The sequence below is a fragment of the Rhizobacter sp. OV335 genome (genome assembly GCF_900142965.1).
Taxonomy (GTDB): domain Bacteria; phylum Pseudomonadota; class Gammaproteobacteria; order Burkholderiales; family Burkholderiaceae_C; genus Rhizobacter.
In genome coordinates this window covers 36,402-50,149 of record NZ_FRCQ01000040.1, presented here as the reverse complement: position 1 = coordinate 50,149, position 13,748 = coordinate 36,402, and the positions used below count along the sequence as shown (strand labels likewise).

The following is a 13,748-nucleotide window of genomic DNA, read 5'->3' as shown; positions in this document are numbered from 1 at the left end:
GGCGCGGGCGCTGCGGCCGGCGGAGCAACAGGCGCCATCGGCGCGGCGGGCGGCGGCACCGGCGTGCTCGCGGTGATCGTCGGCTGCACCGGCGGCGGCACCGCCACCTGCACCTCCGGCGGCGGAATGAACGGCGGCGGCGGGGCTTCGAGCTTCGGCGGCGGCGGCACCACCACCTCCGGCGGCGGCGGCGGCTTCTTGATCTCCTCGATCACCTTCGTCTCGATCGGCGCGCGAACCACGTCGACCACCTTCTTGGCCAGCCCGGTCAGCAGCGCATACACGATCGCCGCGTGAAACAAAATGACAAAGCCGATCCCGACGATGTGACGTCGGGGATCGCGTTGTCGCTTGGAAAAGTCCATACGCTGGGATCTCCAGTGTGGAAACGCAAACGTTCGAGGTTAACAAAAATGCCCGCCGGCTTGTGGCCTGCGGGCAATGGGGAAGAGACCCTCGGGCGAGGGTCTCTTTCAGTCGATGACTTCGTCTATCGGATCAACCGTTGCGTCGATCAGAAGGCGTAAGCGGCACGCACGTACACGAAGCGACCACGCGGGTCGGCGTACTGCGGGTCATAGCCCGACTGGAACGAGAAGCTCTGGTTGGTGTACGGGGGATCCGAATCCATCAGGTTCTTCGCGCCCAGCGTCAGGCGCAGGCCCTTGATGCCGGACCAGGTGACTTGCGCGTCATAGATCTCGTACGGGCTGACACGGCGCGGCAGAGGATTGCCGTCTGCGTCCGAGCCCGGCACGTCCCAGTAGCCGCTCTGCCAGTTCAGGCCGAGGGTCACGTCCCACGGACCATTCGCCCAGTTCACGAACTGGTAGGTCTTCAGGCGCGGGATCACGCCACCGGTCGTCGCGTTGGCCAGGTTGCCGACGTTCGGCGAGAAGGTGCCGTCCGGGTTCTGCGTGTCGTACTTGATGAAGTACGTGCCGCTGAAGCCCAGAGTGACGCGGCCGAAGCCTTCGGTGGGCAGGCGCCACTTCAGGTCGACGTCCACGCCCGACAGCTTGGTCTCGCCGGTGTTCAGGTTCGACTGGTCAATGTTGATGATCGCGCCCGGAATCGTGACGCCGTTGACGACTTCGTCCGGACCACGGGTGACGTAGCTGCCGTACTTGGCGAGGTCGCCCAGGATGACCGCTTGCGGCAGGCCGTTGGAGATCGTGTCCTTCAGCTTGATGTGGAAGTAATCAAAGCTGGCCGAGAAGTTCTTCGTCGGCTCGAGCACGAAGCCCGTCGTGAAGTTGGTCGACTTCTCGGAAGACAGCGTCGACTTGCCACCATTGGTGGTCGGGAACTGCGTCTCGCAGTCCTTCACGCCGTCGCCGGTGATCGGGCAGCGCACCGGATCGGTCAGGCCCGTCTGCGAGACACCCGTCGTTGCCGGCGAGTACAGGTCAGCCAAGCTCGGGGCACGGAAGCCCTTGCTGGCGGATCCACGCATCAGGAACTGGGGACTCGGCTGCCAACGCAGAGCGATCTTCGGCGTCGTCGAATTGCCCGAGCCTTCGTACTTGTCGTAGCGGACAGCGGCGTTGGCTTCGAGGTTCTTGACGATCGGCACCACGACTTCACCGAACACCGAGGTCACGTTGCGCGACTTGTCGACCGCGCCCAGGTTGCCGCCGTAGCCGGAGATGTCGCCTTGCGCGATCTCGGTGCTCGGGTCGAACTTGTACTTCTCCTTGCGGAACTCGGCGCCCACGGCGACCGACACCGCGCCGGCATCGAGCTGCGCAACTTCGCGCGAGGCATGGCCGCTCAGGCTTTGCAGGGTCGACGTGACCTTGAAGGCATCGCCGGCGAAGTTGGCGGCACGGATGGCTGCCAGCGTGTCGGCGGTGTTGTCACCGAAGAAGTTCACAGTGCCGCTGTTCAGCAGCGGCAGGATCTTCGAGTAGATCGGGTAGCCGTCGTTGACCTGCTCGCGCACCTTGCTCTGGCTATGCAGCGCAGCGACGTCGAAGTCCCAGCCAGCGGCCGAGCCCTTGACACCGAACGTCAGACGCGGGGCTTCGGAGACGTCGGTCAGGTCGCGGTTGCCGCTCAGCGCCGCGCGGTAACGCACACGCAGATCCGGCAGAGCCGCCGTCGTGCCGATCTTGCTCTGCACCCAAGCCGTCGGGTAGTAGATCGAACTCGGCTTCAGGATGACCGTCGACGACGGGAAGGTCGTGTACTGGTTGTACGGTGCTTGGTTGGCCAGCGGGTTGCTCAACGGAATCGTGAACTGGTCCGACAGCGGCACCGGCTGGATGATGGTGTTGGTCTTGTTCTTGTTGTACGACGCTTCGACGAAGCCTTCGATGTTGTCGCTCAGCTGGAACTTGGCCGAACCGAAGATGCTGGTGCGCTCGGTATCGGGCAGCAAGGCCACCATCGACGCCGGGTCGAAACGGCAGACGCCCGGCCCGAACACGGGGTCGATCGACGAGTAAGGCGGCACGCAACCTTGTGCGTTGGTCGGGTTGCCCGAGACCACCGAAGCAGCCGGGGTGCCCGGAACCGAAGCCACGTTCGCCGGGAAGGTGTTGCCCGAGGTCGTCGTGACCTGGTTGTCCACGTTGTACGAGTGGCTCGCGAAGCCGCGGTCACGCCCGTACAGCGCCGATTCCTTCTGGAACGAGCCGACCAGCATCACGTTGAAGCGATCGGTCGACAGGTTGCCCATGCCCCAGCTGATGCTGGCTCGCTTCGAGTCGCCGGCGCTGCCGCGGGTCGGGGTGCCGTACTCGGCGGAAATTTCAGTGCCTTGGAAATCGCGCCGCAGGATGAAGTTGATCACCCCGGCGATGGCGTCGGAGCCGTAGACGGCCGAGGCGCCGTCCTTCAGCACTTCAACGCGTTCGATCGCCGACAGCGGGATGCTGTTCACGTCGACCGACACCGAGTCGTTCGTGAAGCCGATGCCGTACGGCGCAATGCGGCGGCCGTTCAACAACACCAGCGTGCGGGTCGACGACAGGCCACGCAGCGAGGTCGACGAGATGCCGCCGGTGGTGGCGCCGGAGCCGGACGAAGCCGTCAGGCCGCCCGAGCTGCTCACCGCGCTGATGGTCTGCAGCAGTTGCTCGACCGTGGTCGCGCCGGTGCGTGCGATGTCTTCACGCGTCAACACCTGGACCGGCAGTGCCGTTTCGGCATCGAGCCGCTTGATCGACGAACCCGTGATCTCGACCTTTTCCATCTGCTGCTGTGCAAGAGCGGGCAACGAGCCGAGCGCGAGGCTGCCGCCGAATGCCAACATCAGGCCGGTGCAGACCTTCGTTCTTCTAAACATGTGATCTCCTAAAACACTGAAAGGTTGATCGATAAACCCACTCTCACAGCAAGTCATGTGCCGGCTTCATGAACCTGCCATGACTTGTCCGCAAAGACATGTAAAAGAATTGTCACTTAAGGGATAAAGGGTCTCTTTAGGGTATTCCTTGATCGCTTCAGAAGGCTCGCGTGTGCAAGCGCCGCGCCCGCTCACGACGCTTCAGCATCGATGTCAGAAAACCCAGTATCCATGCGGGTTTGCGGCCGGTCTGCGGTGAGTCGTTCGATCATCCGGTGACACACTTCGACGCGCGTCTGGGTGCTCACCCCTAGCTTGCGAATGCGCAGTCGTTGGCGCCGTGCAACAGCCTTCGAAAAGCGACGAACGAAGCCATGCCTCGCCCGCTTGAAAGCGGGATGTTCACCCTCGATGGCGCGATGCCATCGAGGCGCGGTGGCGATGAATCAGGCGCTGAGTTCGGCCCTGATTCGGGGCACCGCCGCAAGCAAGGTGCGCGTGTAGCTCGATTGCGGTGACGAGAGCACCGATTCGGTGGTGCCCGCTTCCTCGATGCGCCCCTTCTGCATCACCGCGACGTGGTCGGCGATGTACTCGACGACGCCGATGTTGTGGGTGATGAAGAGGTACGACACGCCGAGCTCGCGCTGCAGCTCGCGCAACAGGTTCAGGATCTGCGCCTGCACCGACACATCGAGGGCCGAGGTCGGTTCATCGCAGACGATCAGCTTGGGGTTGACGGCGAGCGCGCGCGCGATCGCGATGCGCTGGCGCTGGCCGCCGGAGAATTCGTGCGGGTAGCGTTGCAGCGCATCGCGCCGCAGGCCGACCTGGTCGACCAGCTTCTCGAGCAGCTCGCGCCGCGCGGTCAGGTCGAGCTCGGGTCGCAGCGCCAGCAGGCCTTCTTCGAGCACGTCGAACACCCGCATGCGCGGATTGAGCGACGCGAACGGGTCCTGGAAAATGATCTGCACTGCACGCCGCGCATCGCGCAGCGCATCGCCCTGCAGCGTGAACAGGTCGCGGCCCTGGAATACCGCCTGGCCGTCGATCACCGCCTGGTGGCGCAGCAGCTGCACGATGGCCTTGCCGGTGGTCGTCTTGCCGCAGCCCGATTCGCCGACCAGCGCCAGCGTCTCGCCGGGGCGGATCGCGAACGAGATGCCGTCGACCGCGTTGAAGTGCCCGTGCGCGCGCTGCAGCAGGCCGCGGCGGATCGGGAAGCGAACCGCCAGCTGCTTCACATCCAGCAGCAGTGGCTGGTCTAGACCAGTCTCGGTGCGCTTTTCAGGCAGCGCGGCGAGCGCCTCGCCCTGGATCGGGGCGGCATCGATCGGCATCGCACCATCGCAGTACAGAATGCAGCGCACGTTGCGCCGCGAGCCGAGGTCGATCAGCTCGGGAATGGTCGTGTGGCACTCCGGCATCACGCGGTCGCAGCGCGGCGCGAAGCGGCAGCCGGTGAACTCCTGCCACAGCGGCGGCACGGTGCCGGGGATCGCCGCGAGCCGGCCGCCACGCTTGTCGGCGTCGGGCAGCGCGCGCAGCAGCAGCTTCGCGTACGGGTGCTTCGGCGAGCGGAAGAACTCGTCGCTGGTGGCCTCTTCGATGATCTGCCCGGCGTACATCAGCGCCACGCGGTGCGCCATGCCGGCCACCACCGCGAGGTCGTGCGTGATCAGCAGCAGGCCCATGCCCTGCTCGCTCTGCAGGCGCTTCAGCAGGTCGAGGATCTGCGCCTGGATCGTCACGTCGAGCGCGGTGGTCGGCTCGTCGGCGATCAGGAAATCGGGCTCGGCCGCCAGCGTCATCGCGATCATCACGCGCTGCTTCTGGCCGCCGCTCAGGCGGAACGGGTACTCGTCGATGCGGCGCTCGGGCTCGGGGATGCCGACCTTGCCGAGCCACTCGATGGCCTTGGCGCGCGCCGCGGCACCGCGCAGTTCGGTGTGCGCCTCGATCGCCTCGACGATCTGCTCGCCGACGCGCTTGACCGGGTTCAGGCTGGTCGACGGCTCCTGGAAGATCATGCCGATCTTGCCGCCGCGCACGCTGCGCATGCGCGACTCGGGCAGCGCGAACACATCCTCGCCCTCGACGTGCAGCGAACCCTGCGTGACGCGGCCGTTGTCGGGCAGCAGGCGCATCAGCGCGAGCGCCGTCATGCTCTTGCCGCAGCCGGACTCGCCGACCAGCGCGAAGGTCTCGCCGCGCGCGATGGTCAGGCGCAGCCCGTCGATGGCCTTCACCAGGCCGGCCTCGGCGTCGAGCGCCACCTTCAGATCATGGACTTGCAGCATGTTGGCGGCAGCTCAGCGGGTGGTACGGTCCACGCGGGCCAGGCGGCCCAGCGGGTTGCGGCGCGGGCGGAAGCTGCGCGCCCGCGGGTCGAAGGCATCGCGCACGCCGTCGGCGAACAGGTTGGCCGCCAGCACCAGCGCGACCATGAAGCTGAATGCCGCGGCGAACGACCACCACACCACCGGGTCGCGCGACATCTCGTTGCGCGCCAGGTTGATCATGCCGCCGAAGCTGTTCATCGACGGATCGACGCCGACGCCGACGTACGACAGCACCGCCTCGTAGAGGATCAGCGCCGAGAAATCGAGCACCGTCGTGATGATGATCAGGTGCACGACGTTCGGGAAGATGTGGCGCAGCATGATGCGCCACGAGCTGACGCCGAACGCGGTGGCGGCCTGCACGTAGTCGAGCTCGCGCAGCTTCATGGTCTCGGCGCGCAGCAGCCGGCACAGCGTGGCCCAGCCGGTCAGCCCGAGGATCACGCACAGCAGGAACAGCCGCACGTCGGCGCGCTCGGCACCGGTCTCGAACAGGTCGGGGTGGGTGTCGATGAAGACCTGCATCATCAGCACGCAGGCAGCAATCAGCAGCACGTTGGGCACCGACGACAGCGTCGTGTAGAGGTACTGGATCACCTCGTCGATCCAGCCCTTGAAGTAGCCGGCCAGGATGCCGAGCGCGACCGCGAGCGGAAGCGTCGCCACCGTCGACAGGCTGCCGATCACGAATGCGGTGCGGATGCTCTTGAAGGCCTGGTACAGCACGTCGTTGCCGGTGCGGTCGGTACCGAACACGTGGTACTGCGTCGCGAGCGCGAACACCGGCCCGAAGATAGCGCACAGCGCGAGCACGGTGATCAGCCCGGCGCGCAGCGGCAGGTCGGTGTGGTTGTGCAGAAGCTGGTGCCAGGCCTGGCGCCAGGTCCAGCCGTTGACGCGCGCGACCACCGCGGCCACCGCCGACACGATGGCCAGGCCGACCAGCAGGCCGACCGCGAGGCCGAGCAGGGTGCGCCGCGCGACATCGCCGGCCCACTCAGCCGCGTCGTCCTTCAGGTGCGCGCCGCCATGGTCGAGCCGCGGGAAGATGCGCTCGGTGCGGCCGTTGACCTCGCGCGAATCCTTCGTGAAGGCGCGCGTCGCGAGCGGTGCGGAGTAGGTGGTCTCGCGCCCGTCGACCTGCGTCGACAGGATCACGTCGAGCAGCGATTCGGTGCGCGTGCCGTAGGCCTGCGCCTGCTGCGCGCCGGCGCTCGTGGCGTTCTGCAGCGCGCGCCGGAAGTGCACGCTGTCGACCACCGCGACGCCGAGGAACACCAGCAGGATCGCCGCCGAGCACATCGCCGGCGGATCGCGGAACACCTTCAGCCACGAGGCACGCAGGTTCGGGCTGCGGTGGATGCGCCAGCCATACACCAGCAATGCCAGCACGAGCAGCATCACCACCACGTCCGACCACAGGAAAACAATCTTCGGCATGATCAGCTCAGGCGGACCCGGGGATCGACCCAGGTGTAGGCGATGTCGATGAGGATGTAGGTGCCGATGTACAGCAGCGACCCGATGAAGACGATGGAGCGCAGGATCGCGAAATCCTGACCCGAGATCGCGTCGATCACGTAGGCGCCCAGGCCCGGGATGCCGAAGAAGCTCTCGAACACCAGGCTGCCGAGGAACACGTAGGGCAGGTAGCTGCCGGCGCTGGTGATGATCGGGATCAGCGCGTTCGGCAGCACGTGGCGGAACAGCACGCGCGGCTCCGAGAGGCCCTTGGCGCGCGCGGTGCGCACGTAGTCGCGGCCGATCTCCTCGAGGAACATCGCGCGGTACAGCCGCCCTTCCCCGCCGAGGCGCGACAGCAGCGACAGGATCACCGGCAGGATCAGGAAGCGCACCGCGTCGAGCCCCGGCGCGAAGCCCGAGATCGGCACCAGCCGGAACATGCGCGAGAACAGGAACTGCCCGACGATGATGTAGAACAGGCTGCTGATCGACAGCATCAGCACGCAGGCGACCACGCCCCAGAAGTCGATGCGCGAGTTCTTGAAGAACACCAGCAGCAGCGCAAAGCCGACGCTGGCGAAGACCTGCAGCAGGAACAGCGGCACCGCGAGCTGCAGGCTGACCCACATGCGGGTGCGGATCTCATGGCCGATGTCGGTGGCGCTGCGCGCGTCCGACCGGCCGAACTTCAGCGCCAGCAGCGAGACCGAGCGGTCCCAGAACACGGTGTCGGTGATGCGCTCGACGCCGCTCGCCTTGTCGTTGACGTACAGCGGCTTGTCGTAGCCGCGCTCGGTCTTCCACTTCTCGATCTGCTCCTGCGTGACGCGCTTGCCGCCGATGTTCAGGCGCGCCATGTCGTCGGGCGTGTTGACGGTGAAGAACAGCAGGAAGGTGAACAGGTTGACCCCGAGCAGGATCAGGAAGCCGTAGAAGCCACGGCGGATCACGTAGTTCAGCATCGGTCAGGCTTTCGCGGGACGGGTGGCGACGCCGGCCAGGGCGTTGGCGCGTTCGCGGGCGATGAAGCCGCGCCGCGCGATCCAGGCGAGCAGCGCGAGCGCCGCCGCGATCAGCAGCAGCGGCCAGTACACCGGGTGGTTCCACTCGGCCTGCTTGACGGCGCGCAGCGCCGGGTCGAGCCGGTGGTAGCGCACCATGTCGCGGATCATGATGGTCGGCTTGCCGTTGGTGACCCACTGCTGGTAGGCGCCGGCCGCATACGGGTAGTAGCCGAACGACCACACGGCATCCTTGCGCACGATGTCGACCATCTCGTCGATGACCTTCTGCTTCGGCGGGCCGTCTTCGAGCAGCTGCAGCTGCTTGTAGCGCCTGTCGTACTCGGGGTTGTCGTAGTTGGCGATGTTCTCGCCTTCATGCTTGCTCTTCGAGTTCGGCCCGTACAGCAGGAACAGGAAGTTCTCGGCATCGGGGTAGTCGGCGAGCCAGCCGGCCCAGAAGATCTGGTGCTTGCCCTTCAGCGTCTTGTCCTGGTACTGGTTGAAGTCGGTCGCGCGGATCTCGAGCTGCACGCCGATCTTCGCGAACTGCTTGACCATCCAGTCGAGCTCGGCGCGGAACTCCGGCGTGATCGCGCGCTGGAAGTCGTAGTTCAGCACCAGCGGGCGGCCGGTCTTGGCATCACGCCCGTCGGGGTAGCCGGCTTCGGCGAGCAACTGCTTGGCCTCGTCGATCGAGCGGCGCACGACGCGGCCGTCGACCATCTTGTGGGTGATCGGGTTGAAGCCCTCGGGCGTGCCGTGGCGCGAGCCGAACAGGCCGGCCGGCACCGGGCCGTGCGCCGCGACGCCGCCCTTCTGGATGAAGATGCGGCCGTAGCCCTCTTCCCAGTCGATCGCGATCGAGACCGCCTGGCGCAGCTTGCGGTGGCGCTCGTCTTCCTCGCGCGTCGCGCCCTTGCCGACCACCGGGTCGAGCATGTTGAAGCCGAGGTACCAGATCGAGATGTCGACCGTCTGCGGGAACTGGAAGCCGCGCTCTTCATAGCGCTTCTTGACCTCGTCGGAGTCGTTCGCGTCGGCGAGGAAATCGGGCCCCCAGTCGACGCGCTCGACCTCGGGCTCGTCCAGGTAGCCCTGCACGAACTTGGCCTTGTACGGCACCTTCTCCTTCTCGCTGTTGAAGACCAGCTTGTCGATGAAGGGCATCGGCTTGCCGCAATCCTTCAGCAGGCCGGCGGCCTTGTCCTCGGGCTCGCCTTCGCAGGGGTAGAGGTCTTCGCGGTAGTTCGGGTTGCGGCTCAGCACATGGCGGCGGTCCTGCACGTACTCGGTCAGCATGTACGGCCCGGTGCCGACCGGCCAGCGCGTCATTGCCAGGCCGTTCCTGGCCATGCCGGGCTGGGCGTAGAACTTGTCGGCCTCCCACGGCACGGGCGCCAGGAAGGTCATCGCCATCCAGTACTTCCACTGCGGGTACTTGCCGCGGATGCGGATGCGCAGCGTGTGATCGTCGAGCGCGCTCGCGCCGGCCAGAGGCCACTTGCGGAAATCGAGGAAGGGCTTGTCGAGCGAGGCCGGGTCGAGCCCCTGGCGCAGCTTGGTGTCCTCGGCCTTGATCTGCGCGCCGTACTCCTTCAGGCCGATCACGTACTCGGAGAAGATGCCGTAGATCGGCGCCTCGATGCGCGGCGTGGCGTGGCGCTTGAGCGCGTAGACGAAGTCGTCGGCGACCAGCTCGCGCGTGCCGGTCTTCGCGAAGTCCCACGGCGAGCGCTTGCCTTCGGTGTCGGCCGGTTTCAGGTCGTGGTAGAGGTACTCGCCCTTGTCGTTCTTCGCGAACGCCGGGTGCGGCGCGTACAGCACGCCGCGCTTGATCTTGACGTCGTAGATGCTCTCGGCGACTTGCTCGCCGGGCGCGTCATCGGCCAGCGGCTGGCCGTTCTTGTCGAGGTAGTGCGGGTGCGCGATCTCGGCGGCCGTCTTCGGGATCAGCTCGAACGGGCGCTTCAGGTAGTGGTAGGCGTACAGCGGGTCGTAGACCTGGTACGTGATCGGCGTCTCGTTGTTGGCATAGGAGGCGGTCGGGTCGAGGTAGCGCGGCGAGCGCTCCTGGTACGCGGTGAACATCGTGTTCGTCAGCGCGGCGCCCTTCGGCTGCGGGCTGTTGTCGCAGCCGGCCAGCACGGCGCAGGTGGTGAGCAGGGCTGCAAGCCCACGGCCCAGCCACGATCCAGATCCCCGCATCCCGCGCACTCCTTAGCCAGCAGACAAACGGCGCGTGCGGGTAAGCACGGGCCGGACAAAAAACAAGAGCCTCACACGACACGGCTTGTGGCCATGTCGCCGCGAGGCAGTCAGCAATGATAAAGCCCGGCGAGCAGCCGGTTTGCCAGGGGTTTCCACGGCTTTACCGGCCCCGAGCCTGCAGGGCATTCGGTTGCAAGCAAGAACCCGACCAGCTACCAGCCGACCAGAACGTTGCGGCCGTCGACGAGCAGGGTGACCTTGCGACCGACCGGGAGTGTCAGCTTGGTCGGCACATGTCCGAACGGCAAACCGGTCAGGATCGGGACTTTTGTCACGCTTCGCAGGTGCTCGACCATGCTCTTCAGCGAATAGCCCCGGTCCAGCGGCGACTTGCGGAATTCGGTGAATGCACCGAGAAGAATCGCTTTCTGGGTGCCGAGCACGCCGGCCTGGTGCAGTTGCAGCAGGCTGCGCTCGATGCGGTACGGATGCTCGTTGACGTCTTCGACGAACAGGATGCCGCCTTTGACCTTCGGAAAGTGCGGCGTGCCCAGCAGCGCGTTCAGCACGCACAGGTTGCCGCCCCACAGCGTGCCTTTCAGCTCCAGGCCTTCGAAACCGGCTTCGGTGCGGAAGCCCACCGCCTCCAGCTCGCCGGTCATCGCCTCGGAGAAGCAATCGGGCGTCACCTCGTCGAGCACCTCGGCACCGAAGTCGCCGCAGGCCATCGGGCCGGCCCAGCTGACGGCCTTGGCATGCGCCAGCAGGCCGAGCTGCAGCGCGGTCATGTCGCTGTAGCCGACCCAGCGGGTGCCGTGCTCGACGCTGCGGGCGAGCAGCTTCCAGTCGATGCGGTCGAGCAGCCGCGTGAGGCCGTAGCCGCCGCGCGCCGCCATCGCGATCGACGGCGCCTGGCGGGCCACGCGGTGCAGCGCGGCCAGGCGTTCATCGTCGTCGCCGGCAAAACGTTGATGCTTCGCCAGCGCCGATTCGTCGACGCTCACCTCGAAGCCGAGCGCCGCCAGGCGCTTGACCGCGCGGCGCAGCGGTGCCGCGCTCGCGACCACGCCGGCCGGCGACAGGATCGTCAGCGAGCGGCCGGCCGGCTCATCATCGTGATGGTGATGATGGTGCGAATGGAGGTGTGAAGGATGGTGGGGTTGCGGGCTCAATCTCGAGTACCTCTCCGGTGGGAATGCCGGACGGCTCGTCAGCCGGCTCGGGGGATGGGATCTGCAGGCCGGCGCGACGCTGCCGGTACAGCTCGCGGCGCTCGGCGAAGAACTCGCGCAGCACGCCGCCGCAGTCGTCGGCCAGCACGCCGCCGTCGACCTGCGTGTGGTGGTTCAACTTCGCTTCGGCGAACAGGTCGATCACCGACCCGGCCGCGCCGGTCTTCGGGTCGCGTGCGCCGAACACGACGCGCTTGAAGCGCGCATGCATCAAGGCCATCGCGCACATCGCGCAGGGCTCGAGCGTCACGTAGAGCTCGCACTCGGGCAGGCGGTAGTTCGCGAGCAGCGTGGCCGCGTGGCGCAGCGCGACGATCTCGGCATGCGCGGTCGGGTCGTGCTCGGTGATGGGGCGGTTGTAGCCGGTGGCGATCACCTGGCCGGCGCGCATGATGACCGCGCCCACCGGCACCTCGCCGACCAGCCACGCATTGCGGGCCTGGTCGAGCGCGATGCGCATCGCGTGTTCGTCGGCGGCCGATGCCCTCGAGGGCGCGGCGCCAGCGGCGTCACTTGTTGGCATCGTCCTGGCGGGCGGTGCCCTGCGCGCCCTGCTCCAGGGCCTTGACGACGTCGCTGCGCACCTTCTCCTGCAGCTGCTGCGACTGTTCGCGCACCGTGCCGCTGGCGGCGCCGCTGCCCTGCGACACGCTGCCGTCGGCGGCCACCACCGGCACCTTGCCGACGGCCTTGAGCTGCTTGTTGATCACGACGCCGATGATCGCCAGCGCGATCAGCAGCGACACGAGTCCGAAGGTGGCTTTCATCTGTGGTCCCCGCCCGATGCCAGTCCGGGCCTGCGGGCCGCAGGGTAGCCGGGTTCGGGGCGGTCGGCATCGTACCTCAGCAGAGGGAAATCACGAGAGCGGCCAAGCGCCCAGCGTCTCGTGGCGGCTCAGGCCGACGTGGCTGCGGACCAGCACGAACTCGCTCGCGTGCCAGCCGACCGGATCGATCACCTGCTCGGCGATGCTGTGCTTGCGGTCGTACAGCAGCGTCATGTGCGGCGTGGCGCTGCGCGCGGCCTGCGCTTCGGTGTCGCCCATCGCCAGGTTCAGGTGGCGGCGGAACGCGCCGAAGGCCGGCAGGTTGTCGCTGCTGCGCAGCACGAAGGCGCCGCTGCCGGGGAAGCTGATCGCGCGGTCGAAGGACACATCGAGGCCGCCATGCACGAGGCTTGCGCCGGCGCGCATTGCCGCGTCGAGCTGGGCGGCGTCATCGACCATCGCGCGCAGCGTGACGTGCAGGCGTTCGGGGGTGAGCAGCTTGCCGGTGAGGCCATGCTCGCCGCGCAGGCGTCCCGCCAGTTCGATGATGCGTTCTGCCACCTCGGCGGTAGGCCGCAGCGCGAAGAAGAGGCTCAGGTGCGGCGCATCCGGCGTCGCACGGCTGGCCTTCACGGGCTTGGGCGGTGCCGGCGGTTCGTCGAATCCCGGCAAGCCAAATTGTTCAGGCCCGGACGGGGGCCCCTGGTTCGTTCGCATCTGCAACACATCCTTCGGGTGTTCTTGCCACACGTCGACCTGTCAGGCCGCGGCCTCCAGCAGCGTGAAGTGGGCGCGGCTGATCAATTTCCTGAAATCCCGATCGAAACTCACCAGGTGCTCGCCGAGTTGCACGACGGCTGCGGCCAGCCAGGCATCCGGCAGGAGATTTCCGGTGAGTTGCTTGTCGAGGCACAGCTGGCGCAAACGAGGCCACTCCGGCCCCTGCCCCGCCAGCTGAACGCCCGGCACGGCGAGCAGCGCATCGACGAAGTCGACCGCCTGCTCGATCGGCGCTGGGGATTGAAAAATCCTGGGGCTGGTCACCAGCCGCAGAAAACTGGCCACGACCATCGGCATGACGGTCAGCGTCGCTCCGGACGATACCGCGGCGGCGGCCTGCTCAAGCCACGGCCGAGCCACCCCATGGTGGGGATGATCGCTGCGGAATGCCGCAACCAGCACATTGACGTCAGGCGTCATCGCCCAGCGCCTCCAGCATCGACCGGTTGCTGAGCGGATCAACACCCGCCACCAGCCCGCCTCGCCCCTTGAACACCGGCAGACGCGGCTTGCCGCGCGGCCCTGTCACTTGTTGCGCTCTCAGCCGCAGTTGCAGGCCCTCCTCGATCAGGCGCGTCAGCGTGGTTCGCTGTCGGGCGGCCAGCGCCTTGGCCGTGGCTAGCAATTCATCGTTGATGTCGAGGGTGGTCTTCATCCGA

Annotated in this window: 11 protein-coding genes and 1 pseudogene; all 12 read right to left on the bottom strand. The window is 66.8% G+C overall.

Annotated elements, in window-relative coordinates; all coding sequences use genetic code 11:
- A pseudogene (locus BUE42_RS28650) lies at positions 1–284 on the bottom strand (energy transducer TonB); the annotation flags it as partial.
- Between the two features lie 230 nt (positions 285–514).
- Positions 515–3,292 carry a TonB-dependent receptor gene (locus tag BUE42_RS28645; RefSeq protein ID WP_159445514.1) on the bottom strand — a complete coding sequence of 926 codons (2,778 nt, stop codon included), beginning with the start codon at positions 3,290–3,292 and terminating at the stop codon, positions 515–517.
- 446 nt (positions 3,293–3,738) lie between these two features.
- Positions 3,739–5,592 carry an ABC transporter ATP-binding protein gene (locus BUE42_RS28640; RefSeq protein WP_073468691.1) on the bottom strand — a complete coding sequence of 618 codons (1,854 nt, stop codon included), beginning with the start codon at positions 5,590–5,592 and terminating at the stop codon, positions 3,739–3,741.
- Positions 5,593–5,604: 12 nt separating this feature from the next.
- Complete coding sequence (locus tag BUE42_RS28635; protein ID WP_073468690.1) at positions 5,605–7,074, bottom strand: ABC transporter permease; 1,470 nt, start codon at positions 7,072–7,074, stop codon at positions 5,605–5,607.
- Between the two features lie 2 nt (positions 7,075–7,076).
- Positions 7,077–8,060: an ABC transporter permease gene (locus BUE42_RS28630; protein ID WP_073468689.1), complete on the bottom strand. Its 984-nt coding sequence runs from the start codon at positions 8,058–8,060 to the stop codon at positions 7,077–7,079.
- Between the two features lie 3 nt (positions 8,061–8,063).
- Entirely contained in the window at positions 8,064–10,307 is a 2,244-nt protein-coding gene (locus BUE42_RS28625; RefSeq protein WP_073468688.1) for an ABC transporter substrate-binding protein, read from the bottom strand.
- A gap of 215 nt (positions 10,308–10,522) precedes the next feature.
- Positions 10,523–11,482 carry an LD-carboxypeptidase gene (locus BUE42_RS28620; protein WP_369823020.1) on the bottom strand — a complete coding sequence of 320 codons (960 nt, stop codon included), beginning with the start codon at positions 11,480–11,482 and terminating at the stop codon, positions 10,523–10,525.
- Positions 11,421–12,065: a tRNA adenosine(34) deaminase TadA gene (gene tadA, locus BUE42_RS28615; protein WP_073468687.1), complete on the bottom strand. Its 645-nt coding sequence runs from the start codon at positions 12,063–12,065 to the stop codon at positions 11,421–11,423. The genes BUE42_RS28620 and tadA overlap by 62 nt, the downstream gene beginning before the upstream one ends.
- Entirely contained in the window at positions 12,052–12,309 is a 258-nt protein-coding gene (locus BUE42_RS28610; protein WP_073468686.1) for a hypothetical protein, read from the bottom strand. Before BUE42_RS28610 ends, tadA begins: the two co-directional genes overlap by 14 nt.
- A gap of 90 nt (positions 12,310–12,399) precedes the next feature.
- Entirely contained in the window at positions 12,400–12,942 is a 543-nt protein-coding gene (locus tag BUE42_RS28605; RefSeq protein ID WP_235002676.1) for a 2'-5' RNA ligase family protein, read from the bottom strand.
- Positions 12,943–13,068: 126 nt separating this feature from the next.
- Positions 13,069–13,509, bottom strand: coding sequence for a TA system VapC family ribonuclease toxin (locus BUE42_RS28600; RefSeq protein WP_073468685.1), 441 nt, complete (start codon positions 13,507–13,509; stop codon positions 13,069–13,071).
- Complete coding sequence (locus BUE42_RS28595) at positions 13,499–13,744, bottom strand: DUF2191 domain-containing protein (protein ID WP_073468684.1); 246 nt, start codon at positions 13,742–13,744, stop codon at positions 13,499–13,501. Before BUE42_RS28595 ends, BUE42_RS28600 begins: the two co-directional genes overlap by 11 nt.
- Between the last annotated feature and the right edge of the window lie 4 nt (positions 13,745–13,748).